The organism is Citrobacter portucalensis (assembly GCF_023374935.1).
Taxonomy (GTDB): domain Bacteria; phylum Pseudomonadota; class Gammaproteobacteria; order Enterobacterales; family Enterobacteriaceae; genus Citrobacter; species Citrobacter portucalensis.
In genome coordinates, this window is record NZ_CP092466.1 from 747,523 (window position 1) to 770,505 (window position 22,983).

Here is a 22,983-nt window from a genome sequence, read left to right on the forward strand (position 1 = left end):
CCCGCCGCGCTGCTCTCAATGCTCATTTCTGCCGATGTCTTGCCCATTTCTACAGACTGCTGGAGAAAACGGATAAATCTGCGCATTATGTCAGGGTCGAAAACCGATGATGAAATGGTGTCCCATGAACCGTGATGAGATCTGTCTTCTGCTGACAGATAAAATTAAGCAGCTGAAAAACAATGAAAATAGACTTAACGAACTGCTGCCAGATGTCCGCCTGCTACACGGTACGGAGCCGGCGGCGCGTACACCGGTCATGTATCAGCCAGGCATCATATTTCTCTTTTCGGGACATAAAATTGGTTACATCAATGAGCGCGTTTTTCGCTATGACGCCAATGAATACCTGCTGCTAACCGTACCTTTACCCTTTGAATGTGAAACCTATGCGACGCCGGAGGTTCCTCTGGCCGGTATTTACCTGAATGTCGATATCCTGCAATTGCAGGAGCTGCTGATGGACATTGGGGAAGACGAGCTGTTCCAGCCCGCCATGGCGGCCAGCGGGATTAACTCTGCAACGCTCTCTGACGAAATTCTCTGCGCTGCTGAGCGCCTGCTGGATGTGATGGAGCGACCGCTGGATGCGCGTATTCTGGGGAAACAGATTATTCGCGAGATCCTCTACCATGTGCTGACCGGACCGCGCGGCGGCGCGTTACTTGCTCTGGTCAGTCGCCAGACGCATTTCAGTTTGATAAGCCGGGTACTGAAGCGGATTGAAACCAAATACACCGAAAACCTCAATGTAGAACAGCTGGCGGCAGAGGCGAACATGAGCGTGTCGGCTTTTCATCATAATTTTAAAGCGGTGACCAGCACGTCGCCGCTGCAATATCTTAAGAGCTATCGCCTGCATAAAGCACGGATGATGATGGTTCACGATGGGATGAAGGCCAGTGCGGCAGCCATGCGCGTCGGCTATGAGAGCGCATCGCAATTCAGTCGGGAGTTCAAACGTTTCTTTGGCGTAACGCCGGGGGAAGATGCGGCAAGAATTCGTATGATGCAGGGGAGTTGATTTCTTGTAGTAGGCCTGACAGGTATACCGTAGGCCTTAAAGCCGCGCGCCATCAGGCATAATGCCGGGAATTACCCCGGCTACGGATAATACTCAGGCGCTACAGTATTTTTTTTTAATCACCACGAACAATGTTCCCAACAATCCTGCGGTTAACAGGGCAATCGGCAGGATCATTAGAAAGGTCATCACCTGATCTTCATGGCGTTTAACGAACGGGATCATGCTCAGCGCATAGCCGAAACTGGTGACGACGGTGACCCACAGCAGGCCACTCAGCCAGTTAAAAAACTGGAACCGACGGTTAGGAAGCCCTGAAATGCCCGCCATCGTTGGCAGTAAGGTGCGAACAAACGCCAGGAAACGCCCTGCCAGCAGCGCCATCAGACCGTGTTGGTCAAACATGCAGGTCGCGCGCTGATGGTATTTTTCCGGTAATTGCGCCAACCAGCCTTTCACCGTGCGCGTGTTGCCTAGCCAGCGTCCCTGAATATAACTCAGCCAGCAGCCCAGACTGGCTGCGGCCGTCAGAATAGCTATGGTAGGTAAAAAACTCATCACGTCCTGAGCGATCAGCGCTCCTGCCAGTAATAACAGGCTGTCTCCGGGTAAAAAGGAGGCGGGCAGCAGGCCATTTTCTAAAAACAGCGTGGCGAACATGACGAAGTACACCACGCTCACAACGTGCGGATCCGCCAGTGCGGCAAAATCGTGTTGCCAGAGCGCGGAGACAATATCTTGAATGACTACCATGGACTTTCCTGTGGAACAGCGTTTATGTGTGGATTGTACTCCTGAATTGCCCGGGATGCCTTGATCCCGGACGCAACAATTGCAGACTTTTCCACCAGAAGTGTCTGCATATATGTCCATCTGTGGCAATTTTACTCGATTCGGGCAAATCCTGCGGCCAAATCGGCAATCAGATCGTCAACATTCTCTAAACCGATATGTAAACGGATGAGCGTTCCGCTGAAATCCACCTCGCCTTGCGGACGGATTGCCGCAATGTGTTCCGGCTGGTTGGCGAGAATCAGCGACTCAAAACCGCCCCAGGAGTAGGCCATGCTGAACAGGCTGAAGTGATCCAGATACGCAGCAAGCTCCTCATTATTGAGCTTCTTATTCAATACAAAGGAGAACAGGCCGCTACTACCGGTAAAATCACGCTTCCAGAATTCATGCCCTTTACTGCCGGGCAGTGCCGGGTGGTTCACGCGGGCGACCTGCGGATGGCTGGCCAGCCACTCGGCGACCTTTAAGCTGCTTTCATGGTGCTGACGCAGGCGAACGCTCAGCGTACGCAGTCCACGGCTGGTCATATAGGCGGTATCGGCGTCCAGCATTTGCCCCATCAGATAGGCATTTTCGCGCAGTTGATCCCAGCAGCGGGCATTAGATACCGCCGTGCCGACCATGCCGTCAGAATGACCAATCAGATATTTGGTGCCTGCCTGAATAGAGATATCGATGCCAAAATCCAACGCTTTGAACAGCACCCCGGCAGCCCAGGTGTTATCAATCATGATGATTGCATCCGGCGCGACGCTTCTGACGGCGGCAACAATAGCCGGAACATCATGCACTTCCATAGTGACAGAACCGGGAGATTCCAGAAATACGACTTTCGTGTTCGGCTGTATGTGCTTAACGATATCGGCGCCAACCAGCGGATCGAACCAGCCGGTGGACACGCCGAGCTTGCCGAGAATTTTGGTACAGAAATCCTGACTGGGTTCATAGGCGGTATTGGTCATCAGCACATGATCCCCTTGCTCCACAAAGGCAAGGATGGTGTTGGCAACGGCCGCCGCACCACAGGGGAACAGCGCGCAACCCGCGCCGCCTTCCAGTTCGCACATCGCTTCCTGCAGAGAGAAATGCGTCAGGGTTCCGCGACGCCCATAGAAAAGCGCACCGTTCGCCCGGTTGTGCGTGGCCTGTTTTTTGGCCTCTACGGTGTCAAATACCAGCGAAGAAGCGCGCTGGATCACGCTATTTACTGAGCCCAGCGTGTACTTTTTACTGCGTCCTGCGTGAACGAGCTTGGTTTCAAGTTGCTTATCTGCCATGTTGTCTTACCTGTTTTTATACGTCTGGATGTCTAAACTACCATGAATCAAAGATGACGCATCCTGCAGAACGGTCATACAGTAGAAAATAATCTCAAAATGCTTCTGGTGACTTTTTTACTGCGTAAGCGCAAGGAAAAGAAACCAAAGGTGCGGCAATATGTAAATAGTAATGAGAACGACTATCAATTCGACGTCGTTTTGATATGATTACGCTCAGATTTTGTGATTTGCGTCCTGGAGATACAGAGTGGGTAATAATTTGATGCAGACGGATCTTTCCGTCTGGGGTATGTATCAGCACGCCGATATCGTGGTTAAGTGCGTGATGATTGGGCTGATTTTGGCGTCAGTGGTCACCTGGGCTATCTTCTTTAGTAAGAGCCTTGAGTTCTTTACTCAGAAACGCCGCCTTAAGCGTGAACAGCAACTGCTGGCAGATGCCCGCTCTTTAGATCAGGCAAGTGAAATTGCCGCAGGATTCGATGGCAAAAGCCTGGGCGCACAGTTGATTAACGAAGCGCAGAACGAGCTGGAACTGTCAGAAGGCAGCGACGATAACGAAGGCATTAAAGAGCGTACCGGCTTCCGTCTGGAGCGTCGTGTGGCGGCGGTAGGTCGTCATATGGGCCGCGGTAACGGATACCTGGCCACCATCGGGGCTATCTCACCATTCGTCGGTCTGTTCGGTACCGTATGGGGCATCATGAATAGCTTCATCGGGATTGCACAAACTCAAACCACCAACCTGGCCGTTGTTGCGCCGGGTATCGCAGAAGCGCTGTTAGCGACCGCAATTGGTCTGGTTGCAGCAATTCCAGCGGTTGTTATCTACAACATTTTCGCACGTCAGATTGGCAGCTATAAAGCGATGCTGGGTGACGTCGCGGCACAGGTGCTGTTGCTGCAAAGTCGCGATCTGGACCTGAATGCAAGCGCATCCGCGCATCCGGTACGTGCAGCGCAGAAATTACGTGTAGGATAATGTTCCATGGCAATGAGCTTTAATGAAAACCTGGACGACAACGGTGAAATGCATGAAATCAACGTGACGCCGTTTATCGACGTTATGTTGGTTTTATTGATCATCTTTATGGTTGCCGCGCCGTTGGCAACCGTAGATGTGAAGGTGAATCTTCCTGCCTCCACCAGCACGCCGCAGCCGCGTCCGGAAAAACCGGTTTACCTGTCAGTTAAAGCCGATAAGAGTATGTTTATTGGCAACAATCAGGTGACGGATGAAACCATGATTAACGAGCTAAATGCGTTAACTGACGGGAAGAAAGACACCACGATTTTCTTCCGGGCAGATAAAACCGTTGATTATGAGACCATGATGAAGGTGATGGATACGCTGCATCAGGCGGGCTTCCTGAAGATTGGTCTGGTTGGCGAAGAGACTGTGAAAGCGAAGTAATCCTCATCATTGCCGGGTAATGGTTGCCGCCTTACCCGGCGTGTCTCTCCTGATTCAACTCCCTTGCACTCTTGTTCTTATCTGTTCTCATCTAACGCGACCGTGGTTATCCTGGTGGGTTCGTAGTTCCCTTCAGACAGCTTTCGCGTCAGGCGTAAGGTGGCCGTTTCCCGCGCGAGTATATGCTGGTAGGTGCTTTCCAGTCGGGCCATGATTTTGTCCCGCAGTTCTGGTTGCTGCTCCATAATGGCTTCGATCGCGGCACCGTAGATCTCTTCTTTAGCCTGTAGCGAGTAAATTTCACGGCGATTTTGCCATTTCATCCGCACCAGTGCAGCGGGAATAGAGACTATCTCCTGAGCAACGCTTTCCAGTGTCGCGTTTTTATTGGCAATCAACACGGCTAAATTTTGCTTTAAGACAAACTCATCGCTTTTATGGTTATCTAAAGCCAAATAAACATTATTATCCTCAACATCTTTCATTTTATTTCTCTTCCAGAGAATAAAAAATAGGGTCGCTGGTTTCACGGGTAATTAAATTAAGCCAAATTTTGTTGCCCTGTTCATTTATGATGGCTGTTTTTTGAGTCAAAATTTTACTTAATTCTTGTGCATTAATGTCGCCTTCTGCCTGTAGTGAATTGAGTAGACGAGAGAATGACTCAATTTTTGCTGCACGAAATAGACGCTCTTTTAAATGGCGGTCGCACTCTTCAAATAGCATATTTCGTGACTGACCGGTAGCGGTTGAGCTAATCAAAATATCGGATTCGTAATCGCTTAATGTTATCTTCCCCTGAGTCAAATTTTCACTATTATCTGTGGAGGTGGTATTGTCAGGTGAGCTGGATAAGTGAAAACACGAGGGAACAAGATGCTCGGGAAGCATGTTGAAATATCCTTTGATGCCAATGATATGTTGTTTTAAATAAACCATGCCGCGTTGACAATAGCATGGCGTAATTTTAAAATCAAAAAAAATGGAGCCAGTATATGAACAGTATATTTTATTCTGTTATTACCCTGCTATTGCTGACCTGCGGGGTACTTTTGTTGATGCGCAGTGCAAATAAAAACCGTAATGCAGAAAATGGATACGCTGAAAACCAGCCGGAAATACTGAGTAAAGAAGAGGGTGAAGATCATTTCTCGGTACTGATGAATTCGATTACTCCGGTTTGGTATTGGCGCGTCAATCACGAATATATCGATTTTATCCACTCGACGATCAAACGGATGACAATGGTGGAGCTGAATGAGACGCCAGGGCTATTTGATGCACAGCGGCGTTGCAGCGATCTCAACTCTGCAGTGTATAAATATTACGACAATATTAAAAAACGCTGTCTGAGTGGCGAGAAAGTCCCGCATGCCGATCTGGACGTGCTTAACTTACGTCAGTGCTTCAGGGAGTTCAGCCTGGAAGCCTACCCTGCACTTGTCGCGCTGGTGTGGCCTGAATATCAGCGCCCAGAAATCAAAGCAGAAGAGGTGTGAGGAGCTGGCTGGCCCGTATTATGTGCCGGGAAGAACAACGTTGCTACCCGGCACGGTATTACCTACGGCTATTTGTCAGATGAGGCCTGCCACAGGTTCAGCTTACCGTCCGCGACGTGCTTATCGATCTGCGCCAGTTCTTCGGCGCTGAACGTCAGATTCGCCAGCGCCTGAACGTTTTCTTCCAGTTGCTCCGGTCGACTGGCGCCAATCAATACCGACGTTACCCTGTTGTCTTTTAGCAGCCAGCTTAAGGCCATTTGTGCCATCGACTGTCCACGCTGTTGCGCCATCTCATTAAGCAAACGCAGGCTGGTAAGGTTTTCTTCCGTCAGCATGTTTTCCGTTAACCCACGAACCTTTTTCCCTTCACGCTGCATGCGTGAACCTTCCGGAATACCGTTGAGGTATTTCCCCGTCAGCAGTCCCTGAGCCAGCGGCGTAAATGCGATGCAGCCCATGCCGTTGGATTCCAGCGTATCCAGCAGGCCGCTGCTGTCTACCCAGCGGTTAAGCAGGTTGTAAGACGGCTGATGGATCAGCAATGGAATTTTCCATTCCCGCATCAACTCGGCCATTTTCTGCGTACGTTCCGGAGAATAGGATGATATGCCGACATACAGCGCTTTACCGCTTTGCACGGCGTGGGCCAGCGCCGAGGCGGTCTCTTCCATTGGCGTATTTTCGTCAACGCGGTGAGAGTAGAAGATATCGACATAGTCGAGACCCATGCGTTTCAGACTCTGGTCGAGGCTGGCGAGCAGGTATTTGCGCGAACCGCCAGAACCGTATGGCCCAGGCCACATGTCATAGCCTGCCTTGGTGGAGATAATCAGTTCATCGCGATAGTGTGCAAAATCCTCGCGCAGTAATCGGCCAAAATTCTCTTCTGCGCTGCCTGGTGGCGGCCCATAGTTATTGGCTAAATCAAAATGCGTGATGCCTAAATCAAATGCTTTACGCAACAGGGCGCGCTGTGAATCCAGCGCCTGAACGTGCCCAAAACTGTGCCATAAACCCAGCGATAGCGCGGGTAAACGCAAACCGCTGCGCCCACAGTAGCGATAGAGCATCTGCTCGTAACGTTCAGGATTGGCAAACCAGGCCATGAGATCTCCTTAGTGCAGGTGAATTTCGAAACAACGTTTCTATTCTAGCGGGTTCACGGTGAATATCCCGTTCACCAGGTCACACTGAGATGAAAAACTGGGCAAAAACAGGTCACTGTGCTTTGCTTAAAAAAACATCAATCAGGAGTGCGACGATGCCGCGTTTGACTGCCAAAGATTTTCCGCAAGAACTGCTCGACTACTATGACTATTACGCGCATGGCAAAATAACGAAACGCGAGTTTCTCAATCTGGCAGCGAAATATGCAGTGGGTGGCATGACGGCGTTGGCCTTATTCAATTTATTGAAACCCAACTATGCCCTCGCAACGCAGGTAGAATTTACCGATCCCGATATTCTGGCGGAATATATTACCTATCCTTCGCCAGAAGGGCATGGTGATGTGCGGGGGTATTTAGTTAAACCTGCGAAGGTGACAGGGAAAGTTCCGGCCGTGGTGGTAGTGCATGAGAATCGTGGGCTGAATCCGTATATTGAAGATGTGGCGAGACGGGTGGCGAAGGCGGGCTTTATGGCACTTGCGCCGGATGGATTAAGTTCGGTAGGGGGATATCCTGGCAATGATGATAAAGGTCGGGAATTGCAGCAGCAGGTTGATCCCGTAAAGTTGATGAATGATTTTTTTGCCGCCATTGAATTTATGCAACATTATTCAGGGGCGACGGGAAAGGTAGGTATTACCGGATTTTGCTACGGTGGTGGTGTGTCGAATGCCGCTGCTGTGGCTTTCCCTGAACTGGCCTGCGCGGTGCCTTTTTATGGGCGGCAGGTTCCTACATCAGATGTCCCTAAAATAAACGCGCCTTTATTACTGCACTATGCGCAATTAGACACACGTATTAATGAGGGATGGCCTGCCTATGAAGCGGCGCTTAAGGCCAATAAGAAAGTCTATGAAGCCTATATCTATCCCGGTGTTAATCATGGCTTTCACAACGATTCGACCCCCCGTTATGATAAAGCTGCCGCTGATTTAGCCTGGGAACGTACTCTTGCGTGGTTTAACAAATATTTGCGATAGAAAACAATAGATTATTTAATGCTTATAACTAATTACCTGAATAATAATGCTACCTAATTTCATTAGCATTCATATTGATATAGTGTGGAGAGATAGTGGATGTACTTAAGAAAGTAAAAAAATAAAGAACGCATTATATCTTCTCTACTGCCTGCCGATAACAAGGATAAGTATCGCCTGATGGCGAATTCCTCATCAACGGCAAGGAAATTATTATGCGTTTGCTGAAAAACTTCACTATTCGTATTGTCATGTTGGCAATACTGGGACTTTTTTGCCTGCTCTGGTCGGGCGTGGGTTTATTCAGTCTTCATTCGTTATCAAAAATATCTGAAGGCAATGATATTGACCGTCATCTTGTCCATCAGATGACGGTTCTCAGTCAGGGTAACGATCAGTACTTTCGCTTCGTAACGCGCTTAAGTCGCGCCATGGATGTCAAAATGAGTGGCGGAATGCCTGATTTTGCGCCAGCGCAACAGTCCCTGGAGAATATGAGCAAAAAACTCCAGGAGATGAAAACGTTGTCTCCGGGACCAATGGATCCTGACGTCGCTAACGCAGTACTGACGAAGTGGCAGGCGCTGCTGGACAACGGCGTGATCCCGCAAATGCAACTGGCGCAGCAGGGCACGCTTACGGCCTTTGCGGAGCATGCCAGCACTATTACACCCGCGTTGAGCCGTGAATTTGGCGCCAGTGCCGAGCGTTTTAACGCCACGGCAGGTGAGCGACTCGATACCACCCGCGTGATGGTCGATGGCAAAACCTCTATCATCCGGACGCTAATTATCACCGCCGTTATTCTTGGGATTGCCCTCCTTTTCTTTACCGACCGCTACCTTGTTTCCATGATGGTGAAACCGCTGGGACGTATTCGCCAACAGTTCCAGCAGATTGCGCAGGGCGATCTCAGCCATCCCATCGAAGATTTTGGTCGTAACTGTGTGGGGCAACTGGTGCCGTTATTGTGCGCGATGCAGGATAGCCTGCGTGAAGCCGTCAGTACCATCCGTTCAGGTAGTGACAACATCTGGCGAGGGGCGACGGAAATTTCCACCGGGAACAACGATCTCTCCTCACGTACTGAAGAGCAGGCTGCGGCTCTGGAAGAGACCGCTGCCAGCATGGAGCAACTGACCGCAACGGTAAAACTGAACGCAGAAAATGCGCGTGAAGCCAGCCAGCTTGCCGATACGGCCACAGAAACGGCAGGCAAAGGGAGCACGCTGGTTTCGGAAGTGGTTGAGACGATGGACGGCATTGCCGCCAGCTCTAAACAGATCGCGGAAATCACGTCAGTTATTAATAGCATTGCTTTCCAGACCAACATTCTGGCGCTGAACGCGGCGGTTGAAGCAGCCAGGGCAGGCGAGCAGGGGCGCGGTTTTGCCGTCGTCGCCGGTGAAGTACGCAACCTTGCCAGTCGCAGCGCCGGGGCGGCGAAAGAGATTGAGACGCTGATTGGCGAGTCATCGCGTCGTGTTGATCAGGGCGCTCGTCTGGTTAAAGAAACAGGATTAACCATGGAGGCGATTCTGCGCGGCGCCACCGAAGTGACTGTCATCATGAAGCAAATTGCCTCTGCCTCGGAAGAACAGAATAAGGGTATCTCGCAGGTGAGCGTGGCGATCACGCAGATGGACAGCGTAACGCAACAGAACGCTGCATTGGTAGAACAAGTTTCCGCCGCGGCAGTGGCGTTGGAACGACAAACAGAGGAGCTGCAACGCTCGGTGCAACAGTTCCGCCTTTCCGCTAATGATGTGCAATACGCAGCCAGTCAAACCGCTTCCTCTTCAGCAGACAGCAAAACGTCTGCGGCCGCTAAAACGGATGAGTGGGTGTCCTTTTAAGCCGTTATAAAAAGTTCGTGATACCTCTGGTCTTTGCTTAAAAAATCGCTATATAATTTATTATATAGCGATTGAGGGTTATGCATGGACAACCATTTTGGTAAAGGCCTGATGGCCGGATTAAACGCCTCAAGTGCGGACAGTGCACGCTCGGTGGCGAATTTTTGTGCGGATTATAAGCGTGGTTTTGTGCTGGGATTTTCACATCGAATGTTTGAAAAAACGGGCGATCGACAGCTCAGCGCGTGGGAAGCGGGGATCCTGACGCGCCGTTATGGGCTGGATAAAGAGATGGTGATGGATTTCTTTAAAGAGAACCTGTCCAGTACAACAATTCGGTTTTTCATGGCCGGCTATCGACTCGAAGCTTGATCCGAAAGGGGTATTATCTTGCTTTAATTAATTACACTATTGACCTACGCCTTCGTTTTGTTGCTCCGCCGAAGTATTATAATGCACATAACCATATAAAAAGTGTGGTAATGGCGCGCCGATCGCAATATGCAACATGCGAATGGTGCAAAATAAAAGCCAGGTCTTCGCAACGGAATAACTATAAAATGACTGGAGATAACTCTCTCATCAATTCGAGCGGCATTAATCGCCGTGATTTCATGAAGCTTTGTGCAGCACTGGCCGCTACCATGGGGCTCAGTAGCAAAGCCGCCGCAGAAATGGCCGAATCAGTTTCTCGTCCTCAGCGCCCACCGGTTATCTGGATTGGTGCTCAGGAGTGTACGGGTTGTACTGAATCGCTGCTTCGCGCGACACACCCTACAGTGGAAAACCTCGTTCTGGAGACAATCTCTCTGGAATACCATGAGGTGCTCTCTGCCGCCTTCGGCCATCAGGTCGAAGAGAACAAACATAACGCACTGGAGAAGTACAAAGGGCAATATGTTCTGGTAGTAGATGGTTCTATCCCACTGAAAGATAATGGTATTTACTGCATGGTTGCCGGTGAGCCGATCGTGGATCACATCCGCCGGGCCGCAGAAGGCGCAGCCGCTATCATTGCCATCGGCTCTTGCGCCGCGTGGGGTGGTGTTGCTGCCGCTGGCGTTAACCCAACGGGTGCCGTCGGCCTGCAAGAAGTTCTGCCAGGCAAAACCATCATCAACATCCCCGGCTGTCCGCCGAACCCGCATAACTTCCTCGCAACGGTCGCGCATATCATCACTTATGGTAAGCCGCCGAAGCTGGATACCAAAAACCGTCCGACATTCGCCTATGGCCGTTTGATTCACGAACACTGCGAACGCCGCCCGCACTTCGATGCTGGTCGCTTTGCTAAAGAGTTTGGCGATGAAGGCCACCGTGAAGGTTGGTGCCTCTACCATCTGGGCTGTAAAGGACCAGAAACCTACGGCAACTGCTCAACGCTGCAATTCTGCGATGTGGGTGGCGTGTGGCCGGTGGCTATCGGTCACCCTTGCTACGGCTGTAACGAAGAAGGCGTCGGCTTCCATAAAGGTATTCACCAGCTTGCTCACGTGGAAAACCAAACGCCGCGTTCCGAGAAACCTGATGTCAACATGAAAGAAGGCGGCAATGTTTCTGCCGGAGCGATTGGACTGCTGGGTGGCGTAGTAGGACTGGTTGCCGGTGTCAGCGTGATGGCGGTTCGTGAACTGGGGCGTCAGCAGAAGAAAGATAACGCTGACTCACGGGGAGAATAACCGTGAACAGACGTAACTTTATTAAAGCAGCCTCCAGCGGGGCATTGCTGTTGGGCGCAGCGCCGTCCATCAGCCATGCGGCTGCAGAAAACCGTCCGCCGATCCCTGGTTCTCTTGGGATGCTCTATGACTCGACGCTGTGCGTAGGCTGCCAGGCCTGTGTCACCAAGTGTCAGGATATCAACTTCCCGGCGCGTAACCCGGAAGGCGAGCAAACCTGGTCGAACAACGACAAACTGTCGCCGTATACCAATAACATCATTCAGGTGTGGCGTAGCGGAACAGGCGTTAACAAAGACCAGGAAGAAAATGGTTACGCATACATCAAGAAACAGTGCATGCACTGTGTTGATCCGAACTGCGTTTCCGTTTGCCCGGTCTCCGCGCTGAAGAAAGATCCGAAAACCGGCATCGTCCATTATGACAAAGATGTCTGCACGGGCTGTCGTTACTGCATGGTCGCCTGCCCGTACAACGTGCCTAAGTACGACTACAACAACCCGTTTGGTGCGCTTCACAAATGTGAACTGTGTAACCAGAAAGGCGTTGAGCGTCTGGACAAAGGTGGTTTACCGGGTTGTGTTGAAGTGTGCCCAGCCGGTGCGGTGATTTTTGGTACGCGTGAAGAGCTGATGGCTGAGGCGAAAAAACGTCTCGCGCTGAAGCCAGGTAGCGAATACCACTATCCGCGTCAGACGGTGAAAGCAGGCGATACCTATCTGCATACGGTACCGAAGTACTACCCGCACCTGTACGGTGAGAAAGAAGGTGGTGGTACGCAGGTTATGGTACTGACGGGTGTTCCTTACGAGGATTTGGATCTGCCGAAGCTGGATGATCTTTCAACTGGTGCGCGTTCCGAACATGTTCAACATTCCCTGTACAAGGGCATGATATTACCCCTGGCTGCGCTGGCGGGCTTAACCGTGCTGGTTCGTCGTAACACGAAAAACGACCATCACGATGGAGGAGACGATCATGAGTCATGATCCTAAACCGCTGGGCGGAAAAATAATCAGCAAACCGGTCATTATTTTTGGGCCGCTTATCGTCCTGTGTATGCTCCTGATCGTGAAACGTCTGGTCTTCGGACTGGGCTCAGTCTCCGATCTGAACGGCGGTTTCCCATGGGGTGTATGGATCGCGTTTGACCTGTTGATTGGTACTGGCTTCGCGTGCGGCGGTTGGGCGCTGGCGTGGGCGGTGTACGTTTTCAACAGAGGACAATACCATCCGTTGGTTCGTCCGGCGCTGCTGGCGAGCCTGTTTGGCTACTCGTTGGGTGGTCTGTCGATCACCATTGACGTCGGTCGTTACTGGAACCTGCCGTATTTCTACATTCCGGGCCACTTCAACGTGAACTCGGTACTGTTCGAAACGGCGGTCTGTATGACCATCTATATCGGCATCATGGCGCTGGAATTTGCTCCGGCTCTGTTTGAACGCTTGGGGTGGAAAGTTTCCCTCAAACGTTTGAATAAAGTGATGTTCTTTATTATTGCCCTCGGCGCGCTGCTGCCAACCATGCACCAGTCTTCAATGGGTTCATTGATGATTTCTGCGGGTTATAAGGTGCATCCGCTATGGCAAGCTTATGAAATGCTGCCGCTTTTCTCGGTATTAACCGCCTTTATTATGGGCTTCTCGATCGTCATCTTTGAAGGCTCGTTGGTACAAGCCGGTCTGAAAGGTAACGGTCCGGACGAGAAAAGTTTGTTCATCAAGCTGACGAATACCATCAGCGTGCTGCTGGCTATTTTCGTCGTTCTGCGCTTTGGCGAACTGATCTATCGCGACAAGCTGTCCTATGCGTTCTCAGGCGATCTTTACTCCCTGATGTTCTGGCTTGAAGTCGTGCTGATGGTCTTCCCGCTGGTGGTGCTGCGTGTCACTAAGCTGCGTAATGACTCGCGCATGCTGTATCTGTCTGCGCTGAGCGCATTGCTGGGTTGTGCAACATGGCGTCTGTCCTATTCGCTGGTGGCGTTCAATCCTGGTGGTGGCTACCACTACTTCCCAACCTGGGAAGAGCTGTTGATTTCTATTGGTTTTGTGGCTATTGAGATTTGTGCATACATCGTACTCATTCGTCTACTGCCGATACTTCCTCCTTTAAAACAAAACGATCAAAATCGTCATGAGGCGAGCAAAGCATGAGCCAGAGAATTACTATTGATCCGGTAACCCGTATTGAGGGTCATTTACGCATCGACTGCGAAATCGAAAATGGCGTGGTATCTAAAGCATGGGCTTCCGGTACCATGTGGCGCGGCATGGAAGAGATCGTGAAAAACCGCGATCCGCGCGATGCCTGGATGATTGTGCAGCGTATCTGTGGTGTTTGTACGACCACTCACGCTATCTCTTCCGTTCGTGCAGCAGAAAGTGCGCTGAATATTGATGTTCCGGTGAACGCACAGTATATCCGTAACATCATTCTGGCCGCGCACACCACGCATGACCACATTGTTCACTTCTATCAGCTGTCTGCGCTGGACTGGGTGGATATCACTTCTGCACTGAAAGCTGACCCAGCGAAAGCGTCTGCCATGCTGAACGGCGTGTCCTCCTGGCACCTGAACAGTGCAGAAGAGTTCACCAAGGTTCAGAACAAGATCAAAGATCTTGTTGCCAGCGGTCAGTTAGGCATTTTTGCTAACGGTTGCTGGGGTCACCCGGCAATGCAGCTGCCGCCGGAAGTGAACCTGATTGCGGTCGCACACTACCTGCAAGCGCTGGAATGCCAGCGTGATGCCAACCGCGTTGTGGCACTGTTGGGCGGTAAAACGCCGCACATCCAGAACCTGGCGGTAGGTGGGGTTGCTAACCCAATTAACCTTGATGGCCTCGGCGTGCTGAACCTTGAACGCCTGATGTACATCAAGTCCTTCATCGATAAGCTGAGCGACTTCGTTGAGCAGGTGTACAAGGTTGATACCGCGGTTATTGCTGCGTTCTATCCTGAGTGGCTGGAACGTGGTCAGGGTGCGGTTAACTACCTGAGTGCGCCGGAATTCCCGACAGACGGTAAAAACGGCAGTTTCCTGTTCCCGGGTGGTTACATCACCGATGCTGATCTGTCGACCTATCGTCCGATCACCTCTCACTCCGATGAGTACTTGATCAAAGGGATTCAGGAGAGTGCGAAACACGCGTGGTACAAAGACGAAGCGCCGCAGGCTCCGTGGGAAGGCACAACGGTTCCTGATTACACCGGTTGGTCAGACGACGGCAAATACTCCTGGGTTAAAGCACCGACCTTCTACGGTAAAACGGTTGAAGTGGGTCCGCTGGCCAACATGCTGTGTAAACTGGCGGCCAAACGCGAGTCTACCCATGCCAAGCTGAATGAAATCATCGCGATTTACACCAAGCTGACCGGTAAAACTATCGAAGTGTCGCAGTTGCACTCTACGCTGGGCCGTATTATTGGCCGTACTGTTCACTGCTGTGAACTGCAGAACGTTCTGCAGGATCAGTACAACGCGCTGATTGTGAACATCGGTAAAGGCGACCACACCACCTTCGTGAAACCGGATATTCCGGCAACAGGCGAATTCAAAGGTGTTGGTTTCCTCGAAGCGCCACGCGGTATGCTGTCTCACTGGATGGTGATTAAAGACGGCATTATCAGCAACTACCAGGCGGTTGTACCGTCAACCTGGAACTCTGGCCCACGTAACTTTAATGATGAAGTGGGACCGTATGAGCGCTCGCTGGTAGGTACGCCGATTGCCGATCCAAACAAACCGCTGGAAGTGGTTCGTACCATTCACTCCTTCGACCCTTGTATGTCATGTGCGGTGCATGTGGTGGACGTTGACGGGAACGAAGTGGTCTCAGTTAAGGTTCTGTAATGCGGATATTAGTCTTAGGGGTCGGCAATATTTTGCTGACCGACGAAGCCATCGGGGTACGTATCGTTGAGGCATTAGAGCAACGATACATCCTGCCAGACTTTGTTGATGTTCTGGACGGTGGTACGGCTGGGATGGAGCTTCTCGGCGATATGGCGAACAGAGATCATCTGATCATTGCTGACGCCATTGTGTCGAAGAAAAACACGCCAGGAACGATGATGGTCCTGCGGGATGAAGAGATCCCGGCGCTGTTTACCAACAAAATCTCACCGCACCAGCTTGGCCTGGCCGACGTATTGTCGGCCCTGCGTTTTACCGGCGAGTTTCCGAAAAAGCTGACCTTAGTCGGCGTTATTCCGGAATCGTTGGAACCGCATATCGGGCTAACGCCAACGGTTGAAGCGATGATTGAACCTGCGCTGGAGCAGGTTCTTGCCGCGCTTCGCGAATCAGGCGTTGAAGCGATCCCTCGGGAGGCGGCTCATGTCTGAGGAGTTTGTCGGTTTTCAGACGGCCCCGAAGACGCAGATTCAGGCAGCGTTTGAAGAGGTTGCCCGGCGTTCGATGCACGACCTCTCGTTCTTGCATCCGAATATGCCGGTATATGTCTCTGATTTTACGCTGTTTGAAGGACAGTGGACGGGGTGTGTTATCACACCCTGGATGCTCAGCGCACTGATTTTCCCCGGACCGGACCAGATCTGGCCGGTGCGTAAAGTCAGTGAAAAAATCGGGTTGCGTCTGCCGTATGGCGAGATGACCTTTACCGTTGGTGAACTGGAGGGCGTATCGCAATACCTTTCCTGTTCACTGATGTCGCCGCTTTCGCACAGTATGTCGGCGCAAGAAGGTGTGCGTCTGACTGACGATTGCGCGCGCATGCTGTTATCGCTGCCGGTGAGCGATCCGAATGCGCCGCAGCTAAATCGCCGCGCGCTGCTGCTGGGTCGTCGGAACTGCGAAAATGCATGAGCTGTCCCTTTGTCAGAGCGCGGTTGAGATTGTTCAACAGCAGGCAGAGCAGCACGGTGTCAAACGTGTAACCGGCGTTTGGCTGGAAATCGGAGCGCTCTCGTGCGTTGAAGAGAGCGCCGTCCGTTTCAGTTTCGACATCGTCTGTCAGGGCACGCTGGCGCAAGGGTGTGAGCTGCATATTGATTACAAACCAGCCCAGGCATGGTGCTGGGATTGCAGTCAGGTTGTGGAAATCACCCAGCATGATGCGCAGTGTCCACTATGTCAGGGCGATCGTCTGCGGGTTGATGCAGGCGATTCACTGAAAGTGAAAAGTATTGAAGTCGAATAACCCATAGGTTGCTATGGGGCGGAGTCAGATATGTGTATTGGAGTCCCTGGTCAGGTTCTGGCCGTTGGTGAAGATATTCACCAGCTTGCGCAGGTTGAAGTGTGCGGCATCAAACGTGATGTCAATATTGCCCTGATTTGTGAAGGTGATACCGCTGAGCTGGTCGGGCAATGGGTGCTGGTGCACGTAGGGTTCGCCATGAGCATCATTGATGAAGATGAAGCTAAAGCCACGTTAGACGCACTTCGCCGCATGGAGTACGACGTCACCAGCGCGTGACAATCGGTTAGTGCCTGATGGCGTTACGCTTATCAGGCCTACGCCTTCTATGTAGGCCGGATAAGGCATTTATGCCGCCATCCGGCATCTTGCGTTAACCCTGGCGCTTATCTTCGGTATTGGTGTCGAAGTCGCTGGCGTCATGACGTTCATGAAGCTGCTCGTTTAGCGGCCCGTTAGTGCGGTTTACAATACGACCTCGCTTAACTGCCGGACGCGCGGCAACCTCTTTTGCCCAGCGCTGTACGTGCTTGTAACTTCCTGCATCGAGGAACTCTGCCGCGTCGTACACGTTGCCCAGCACCACATTGCCAAACCACGGCCAAACCGCCATATCGGCAATGGTGTATTCATCTCCTGCCACAAACTGATGCTGTGCTAACTGTTTATCCAGCACGTCGAGCAAGCGTTTGGCTTCCATAGTGAAGCGGTTGATCGCGTACTCGATTTTTACCGGCGCATAGTTATAGAAGTGACCAAAACCACCGCCGAGGAACGGCGCCGCACCCTGTAACCAGAACAACCAGTTCAGTGTTTCAGTACGTTTTGCCAAATCCTGCGGCAGGAAATAACCGTATTTTTCCGCCAGATAGAGCAGTATTGCGCCAGATTCGAATACGCGAACCGGTGGGTTTTGCGAGTGGTCGCGCAGTGCCGGGATCTTCGAGTTCGGATTCACCTCAACAAAGCCGCTGGAAAACTGATCGCCATCGCCAATGCGAATAATCCAGGCATCGTATTCCGCGCCCTTCACGCCCTGCGCCAGCAGCTCCTCCAGCATAATCGTCACTTTCTGCCCGTTTGGTGTACCCAGCGAATAGAGCTGCAGCGGATGCTTGCCAACCGGCAGCGTTTTTTCGTGGGTGGCGCCGGAAATCGGGCGGTTGATATTGGCGAATGCGCCGCCGTTCGATTTTTCCCACGTCCAGACTTTCGCGGGCTGATAGGTATTGTCTGACATATTGACCTGCCTTCTGAGTGGTTGTGTTGATGCAGTGTAGCAGTTAGGTAGAACTCAATTTAACAGATTGGGACTTTATGTCGCTTTGTGCTGAAAGGGGAAGATAAATCTAACCCGTTCATTGTACCTGGCCCGTACTCCATGAAGAGGAAATCAATGTTGGACGGAAATTGCTACCGTATTCACCATCAAAAATTGGCGGTGAATAAGCAGTAATAATGAAAAATGGTGTTCCAGGAGTAAGCGGTTATCAGGGCCCTGCGGGTGGGTGGGGTGCGGTAAAAGCCGTCACTGCTTCGGTGTTTTCGCAAAAGGCTGTCGCGCGCGACATTATCGCGATGTTCAAAATGAACCAGGTGAAAGGGTTCGACTGTCCGGGCTGCGCGTGGCCGGACCCCGGGCATCGTGCGCCAATGGAGCTGTGCGAAAATGGCGTTAAGGCGGTTTCCTGGGAGACAACCAGTAAGAAAGCGTCACCGGAATTTTTCAGCCGTCACCCGGTTTCCACACTCTGGCACTACAGCGATTATGAACTGGAAAACATTGGTCGTTTGACGCATCCAATGAAATACGATGCAGTGTCTGACACCTGGCAGGCGGTGGATTGGGATATCGCCTTTCGGGAAATCGGCGAGCGTCTGCGCAGCTATGACTCAGCACAACAGGTTGAGTTTTATACCTCCGGCAGAACGTCAAATGAGGCGGCGTTCCTGTATCAGCTGTTTGCCCGCGAATATGGTAGCAGCAACTTTCCTGATTGCTCAAACATGTGCCACGGACCGACCAGTGCAGGGCTAACGCCGGCCATTGGCCTTGGGAAAGGGACCGTTGAACTTGATGATTTTGACCACTGCGATCTGGTGATTTGTATCGGGCATAACCCTGGTACTAACCATCCACGCATGCTGACCACCTTACGCGACGTTGCCAAACGTGGAGCCAAAATTATCTCCATCAACCCGCTGAACGAAAGGGGGCTTGAGCGCTTTAGCTTCCCGCAAAGTGCGAAAGAGATGTTCACTGGTCAGGCGACGGAGCTGAGCAACGACTACTACCAGGTAAAAATGGGCGGTGACGCCTCGTTGCTCAAAGGCATAATGAAGGCGCTGATCGAAATGGACGAAGCGCGGATCCTACTGGATCAGCAGCCGACGCTCGATCATGCGTTTATCGACCACCATACCGCGGGATATGCAGCGCTGTATGACGACTTACGTCAGCATAACTGGGCGGAGCTGGAACAGGACTCGGGCCTGACGCGCAGTCAGATGGAAGATCTGGCGCACAGCTACAGTAAATCCAGCGCCACGATTGTTTGTTATGGTCTGGGCATCACTCAGCATAAAAACGGCACCGAGAACGTCCAGCAACTGGTAAATCTGTTGTTGCTGAAAGGTAATATGGGTAAGCCGGGGGCGGGGATCTGCCCGTTACGCGGCCATTCTAATGTGCAGGGCGATCGTTCTGTGGGGATCAACGAAGCGGCGTCCGAAGACTTCCTGCAACGACTTGAGAAGCATTTTTCTATCCGCGTTCCGCGCAAACATGGACGCTCCAGCGTGGAGAGCATTCGGGCCATCGAGCGGGGAGATGCAAAAGCGCTCATCTGCATGGGCGGCAATCTGGCGGTAGCGATGCCCCAGCCGCAGCGTACCTTTGCGGCGATGAAAAATCTGGATCTGCAGGTCCATGTGGCGACCAAACTGAACAGATCGCATCTGCTGCTGGCAAAGCATAACTACCTGCTACCTGCATTAGGCCGAACGGAGCGCGACATGCAGGCGACGGGGATCCAGTCGGTGACCGTCGAAGATTCTATGTCGATGGTCCACGCTTCCTGTGGCGCGCTGAAGCCGGCTTCCCGCTGGCTAAAATCGGAGCCCGCGATTGTGGCGGGCATGGCGCGTGCCACGCTGCCACATTCTCCGATCAACTGGGAAGCATTTACCGGGGACTACGCGTTGATCCGTGACGCCATTGAAGCCGTGATCCCGGCGTTCCACGATTACAACGCACGTATTGCCGAGCCGGGCGGATTTCGTATGGATACGCCTGCTTCGCGCCGTGAATGGCGAACGGAGAATGGCAAAGCCAACTTTATCGTCAGCCATCAGCGGGCGGTAGAGCGGGAACATCAGCCTGCTGATGCACTGGTTCTGGCGACGCTGCGTAGCCACGATCAGTACAACACCACGATTTATGGTATGAACGATCGCTATCGTGGCATTACTGGCCGTCGGGATGTGGTGTTTTTAAGCGCCGAAGAAGCGACGAGCCGCGGTCTGAGCCAAGGTGATGTGGTCAACGTTCAGGCGCTGGATGACAACGGTCAGCCCTGCGCGGATCGCATCATGTACGGCTTAACGGTGGTGATTTACAACATGGCGGCTGGCTCAATTGGCGCTTATCTGCCTGAAGCGAATGTCCTGCTTTCGCTGGATGCGGTAGATACACAAAGTTTGACTCCGGCGTATAAAAGCATACCGGTCACCCTGACCAAAGCGTAGTTCCTGCTGTGAATTTTTCGCCTCTGAGCGCCAGCCGCTGCGTTGAGGTGTATGATGATGTCGACCTCTGTCCGGTTAGTGTCGCAGAGCAGGCAATCAGAGCGAAAAATTCACGCCAACCTGCTCAGGCTGTATTGTTTTGAGGTAAGGTGCATGAGCAAAGGAACGACCAGTCAGGATGCCCCATTCGGGACATTATTGGGCTATGCCCCAGGTGGCGTAGCAATCTACTCTTCAGATTACAGCTCCCTCGACCCACGGGACTACGACGATGATGCAGCATTTCGCAGCTATATCGACGATGAATACATGGGCCACAAATGGCAGTGCGTAGAGTTCGCACGCCGCTTTCTCTTCCTTAACTATGGCATGGTCTTCACCGATGTGGGTATGGCCTGGGAGATCTTCTCCTTACGCTTCCTGCGCGAAGTAGTGAATGACAACATCCTACCGTTACAGGCATTTCCGAATGGTTCGCCCCGCGCGCCGGTAGCAGGCGCACTGCTTATCTGGCAAAAAGGCGGCGAATTTAAAGATACCGGGCATGTGGCGGTCGTCACCCAGTTGCTGGAAAACAAAATCCGTATTGCCGAACAGAACGTGCTCCATACGCCGCTGCCTCCCGGACAGCAGTGGACCCGCGAACTGGAGATGGTGGTTGAGAACGGTTGTTACACCCTGCGTGATACCTTTGACGACACGACCATTCTTGGTTGGATGATCCAGACCGATGATACCCGTTTCAGCCTACCGCAGCCGGAGATCGCCAATGACTCGCTGAAAATTGGCGGCGCGCGACTGGAAGATAACGGGCAATTTGATGGTAAATGGCTGAATGAGCAGGACCCGCTGCAAAAAGCCTACGTGCTGGCGAACGGTCATGTGATTAATCAGGACCCGCATCAATACTTCACCATTACCGAGAGCGCCGAGCAGGAGCTGATTAAAGCCACCAACGAGCTGCACCTGATGTATCTGCATGCGACCGACAAGGTGCTGAAAGACGACAACCTGCTGGCGCTGTTTGATATCCCGAAAATCCTCTGGCCGCGCCTGCGCCTTTCCTGGCAGCGTCGTCGGCATCATATGATTACGGGGCGTATGGATTTCTGTATGGATGAACGTGGACTGAAGGTGTATGAGTACAACGCCGATTCCGCATCGTGTCATACCGAAGCCGGTTTGATTCTCGAAAGATGGGCCGAGCGTGGTTACACAGGGCAGGGACACAACCCGGCTGAAGGGTTGATCAACGAACTGGCAGGTGCCTGGAAGCACAGCCGTGCACGTCCGTTTGTCCACATCATGCAGGATAAGGATATCGAGGAAAACTATCACGCGCAGTTTATGCAGCAGGCGCTGCGTCAGGCCGGGTTTGACAGCAAAATTCTGCGAGGTCTGGATGAACTGCGCTGGGATGACGCCGGTCAATTGATTGACGGGGAAGGCCGTCTGGTGAACTGCGTCTGGAAGACCTGGGCGTGGGAAACCGCAATTGAACAGGTGCGCGAGGTCAGCGAAACGGAGTACGCCGCGGTGCCAATTCGTACCGGGCATACGAATCAGGAAGTGCGCTTAATCGATGTGTTGCTGCGCCCGGAAGTGCTGGTCTTCGAACCTCTGTGGACGGTTATCCCTGGCAACAAAGCGATTCTGCCGATCCTCTGGCAACTGTTCCCGCACCACCGTTATCTGCTTGATACGGATTTCACTGTTAATGAAGAGCTGGCGCAAACCGGTTATGCGGTGAAACCTATTGCAGGACGTTGTGGCAGCAACATCGATCTGGTGAGTCATCAGGAAGAGCTACTGGATAAAACCAGCGGTAAGTTTGCCGAGCAGAAGAACATTTATCAGCAGCTTTGGTGTCTGCCAAAAGTTGCCGGTAAATATATCCAGGTTTGTACCTTTACCGTAGGTGGTAACTATGGCGGTACCTGCCTGCGTGGTGACGAGTCGCTGGTGATTAAAAAAGAGAGCGATATCGAACCGCTGATTGTGGTGAAGGAAGACTAATCTTTCTGCTCGCTCATGAGTGAGATATGAAAAGCCGGAGTATATCTCCGGTTTTTTTATTTATGATTAGATTGATAGCACTTATATTTAAATGAGTGTCTATATTTATATAAATGACAGTAAATATTTTCATGGTAAATGATATTTAATGATTAATGCATTCGTTAAATGAATGCATTAATCATTAAATAATTATTGTTGTTTGTATTAGATAAATATCTTCTTGATTGTCATTTTAAATATAAAAACATAATGTGTTATTCGATTAATTAATGACATTGATCATGTTTTTACCTATGGAATATATCGGATTGCATTAGCGTGATAATTATAATAGTTAATTGTCATCAACAGC

General features: G+C 51.6%; 23 protein-coding genes. 17 read left to right on the plus strand and 6 right to left on the minus strand.

Features of this window, described 5'->3' with window-relative positions; translation table 11 throughout:
- Positions 1 to 124 precede the first annotated feature (124 nt).
- Positions 125 to 1,024, plus strand: coding sequence for an AraC family transcriptional regulator (locus tag LY264_RS03650; protein WP_048215538.1), 900 nt, complete (start codon positions 125 to 127; stop codon positions 1,022 to 1,024).
- A gap of 93 nt (positions 1,025 to 1,117) precedes the next feature.
- On the opposite strand, the gene yghB is transcribed toward LY264_RS03650, so the two are convergent.
- Both yghB and metC read right to left on the minus strand, forming a co-directional pair.
- Positions 1,118 to 1,777 carry a DedA family general envelope maintenance protein YghB gene (gene yghB / locus LY264_RS03655; RefSeq protein ID WP_003024510.1) on the minus strand — a complete coding sequence of 220 codons (660 nt, stop codon included), beginning with the start codon at positions 1,775 to 1,777 and terminating at the stop codon, positions 1,118 to 1,120.
- A 131-nt stretch (positions 1,778 to 1,908) separates the two neighbouring features.
- Entirely contained in the window at positions 1,909 to 3,096 is a 1,188-nt protein-coding gene (gene metC / locus LY264_RS03660; protein ID WP_032945009.1) for a cystathionine beta-lyase, read from the minus strand.
- Between the two features lie 250 nt (positions 3,097 to 3,346).
- On the opposite strand from metC, the gene exbB reads away from it, so the two are divergent.
- Positions 3,347 to 4,081 (plus strand): tol-pal system-associated acyl-CoA thioesterase, encoded by a 735-nt coding sequence (gene exbB, locus LY264_RS03665; RefSeq protein WP_048225540.1) that lies wholly within the window; start codon positions 3,347 to 3,349, stop codon positions 4,079 to 4,081.
- 6 nt (positions 4,082 to 4,087) lie between these two features.
- Complete coding sequence (exbD, locus tag LY264_RS03670; RefSeq protein WP_008785812.1) at positions 4,088 to 4,513, plus strand: TonB system transport protein ExbD; 426 nt, start codon at positions 4,088 to 4,090, stop codon at positions 4,511 to 4,513.
- A gap of 77 nt (positions 4,514 to 4,590) precedes the next feature.
- Here the strand turns inward: exbD and LY264_RS03675 are convergent, their stop codons facing one another.
- Together LY264_RS03675 and LY264_RS03680 are read right to left on the minus strand one after the other, a co-directional pair.
- A complete protein-coding gene (locus LY264_RS03675) occupies positions 4,591 to 4,998 on the minus strand; it encodes a hypothetical protein (RefSeq protein ID WP_008785811.1) in 408 nt (135 codons plus the stop codon).
- A 1-nt stretch (position 4,999) separates the two neighbouring features.
- Complete coding sequence (locus LY264_RS03680; RefSeq protein ID WP_048225538.1) at positions 5,000 to 5,404, minus strand: hypothetical protein; 405 nt, start codon at positions 5,402 to 5,404, stop codon at positions 5,000 to 5,002.
- Between the two features lie 104 nt (positions 5,405 to 5,508).
- Between LY264_RS03680 and LY264_RS03685 the strand changes: the two genes are divergently transcribed.
- A complete protein-coding gene (locus tag LY264_RS03685) occupies positions 5,509 to 6,012 on the plus strand; it encodes an ESA_00282 family adhesion-associated protein (protein WP_008785809.1) in 504 nt (167 codons plus the stop codon).
- A 68-nt stretch (positions 6,013 to 6,080) separates the two neighbouring features.
- Here LY264_RS03685 and LY264_RS03690 read toward each other — a convergent pair whose 3' ends face one another.
- Positions 6,081 to 7,121, minus strand: a complete 1,041-nt coding sequence (locus tag LY264_RS03690) for an aldo/keto reductase (protein ID WP_032945003.1) — start codon at positions 7,119 to 7,121, stop codon at positions 6,081 to 6,083.
- Positions 7,122 to 7,276: 155 nt separating this feature from the next.
- Between LY264_RS03690 and yghX the strand changes: the two genes are divergently transcribed.
- The 11 genes from yghX to hybG all read left to right on the plus strand — a co-directional run bounded on the left by yghX (position 7,277) and on the right by hybG (position 17,144).
- Complete coding sequence (gene yghX / locus LY264_RS03695; protein ID WP_048225536.1) at positions 7,277 to 8,164, plus strand: YghX family hydrolase; 888 nt, start codon at positions 7,277 to 7,279, stop codon at positions 8,162 to 8,164.
- Positions 8,165 to 8,379: 215 nt separating this feature from the next.
- A complete protein-coding gene (locus LY264_RS03700; RefSeq protein WP_048225534.1) occupies positions 8,380 to 10,020 on the plus strand; it encodes a methyl-accepting chemotaxis protein in 1,641 nt (546 codons plus the stop codon).
- Positions 10,021 to 10,104: 84 nt separating this feature from the next.
- Complete coding sequence (locus LY264_RS03705; protein WP_048225532.1) at positions 10,105 to 10,392, plus strand: DUF2623 family protein; 288 nt, start codon at positions 10,105 to 10,107, stop codon at positions 10,390 to 10,392.
- 188 nt (positions 10,393 to 10,580) lie between these two features.
- Positions 10,581 to 11,699 carry a hydrogenase 2 small subunit gene (gene hybO / locus LY264_RS03710; protein ID WP_003024486.1) on the plus strand — a complete coding sequence of 373 codons (1,119 nt, stop codon included), beginning with the start codon at positions 10,581 to 10,583 and terminating at the stop codon, positions 11,697 to 11,699.
- A 2-nt stretch (positions 11,700 to 11,701) separates the two neighbouring features.
- Complete coding sequence (gene hybA, locus LY264_RS03715) at positions 11,702 to 12,688, plus strand: hydrogenase 2 operon protein HybA (RefSeq protein WP_003828357.1); 987 nt, start codon at positions 11,702 to 11,704, stop codon at positions 12,686 to 12,688.
- Positions 12,678 to 13,856 carry a Ni/Fe-hydrogenase cytochrome b subunit gene (gene hybB, locus LY264_RS03720; protein WP_003828354.1) on the plus strand — a complete coding sequence of 393 codons (1,179 nt, stop codon included), beginning with the start codon at positions 12,678 to 12,680 and terminating at the stop codon, positions 13,854 to 13,856. Before hybA ends, hybB begins: the two co-directional genes overlap by 11 nt.
- The gene (gene hybC / locus LY264_RS03725) at positions 13,853 to 15,556 is read left to right on the plus strand and encodes a hydrogenase 2 large subunit (protein WP_003828353.1); all 1,704 of its coding nucleotides are present in this window, start codon (positions 13,853 to 13,855) and stop codon (positions 15,554 to 15,556) included. The genes hybB and hybC overlap by 4 nt, the downstream gene beginning before the upstream one ends.
- Positions 15,556 to 16,050, plus strand: a complete 495-nt coding sequence (locus LY264_RS03730; RefSeq protein WP_032944999.1) for a HyaD/HybD family hydrogenase maturation endopeptidase — start codon at positions 15,556 to 15,558, stop codon at positions 16,048 to 16,050. Before hybC ends, LY264_RS03730 begins: the two co-directional genes overlap by 1 nt.
- Positions 16,043 to 16,531, plus strand: a complete 489-nt coding sequence (hybE, locus tag LY264_RS03735; protein WP_008785804.1) for a hydrogenase-2 assembly chaperone — start codon at positions 16,043 to 16,045, stop codon at positions 16,529 to 16,531. The genes LY264_RS03730 and hybE overlap by 8 nt, the downstream gene beginning before the upstream one ends.
- Positions 16,524 to 16,865, plus strand: coding sequence for a hydrogenase maturation nickel metallochaperone HypA (hypA, locus tag LY264_RS03740; protein ID WP_003828349.1), 342 nt, complete (start codon positions 16,524 to 16,526; stop codon positions 16,863 to 16,865). The genes hybE and hypA overlap by 8 nt, the downstream gene beginning before the upstream one ends.
- Positions 16,866 to 16,895: 30 nt before the next feature.
- Complete coding sequence (gene hybG / locus LY264_RS03745; protein WP_003024459.1) at positions 16,896 to 17,144, plus strand: hydrogenase maturation factor HybG; 249 nt, start codon at positions 16,896 to 16,898, stop codon at positions 17,142 to 17,144.
- A 94-nt stretch (positions 17,145 to 17,238) separates the two neighbouring features.
- Here the strand turns inward: hybG and yghU are convergent, their stop codons facing one another.
- Entirely contained in the window at positions 17,239 to 18,105 is an 867-nt protein-coding gene (gene yghU, locus LY264_RS03750) for a glutathione-dependent disulfide-bond oxidoreductase (RefSeq protein WP_048225529.1), read from the minus strand.
- A gap of 218 nt (positions 18,106 to 18,323) precedes the next feature.
- Between yghU and LY264_RS03755 the strand changes: the two genes are divergently transcribed.
- Together LY264_RS03755 and gss are read left to right on the plus strand one after the other, a co-directional pair.
- Positions 18,324 to 20,612, plus strand: coding sequence for an FdhF/YdeP family oxidoreductase (locus tag LY264_RS03755; protein WP_048225527.1), 2,289 nt, complete (start codon positions 18,324 to 18,326; stop codon positions 20,610 to 20,612).
- Between the two features lie 153 nt (positions 20,613 to 20,765).
- Entirely contained in the window at positions 20,766 to 22,628 is a 1,863-nt protein-coding gene (gene gss, locus LY264_RS03760) for a bifunctional glutathionylspermidine amidase/synthase (protein WP_048225525.1), read from the plus strand.
- The last annotated feature ends 355 nt before the right edge of the window (positions 22,629 to 22,983 follow it).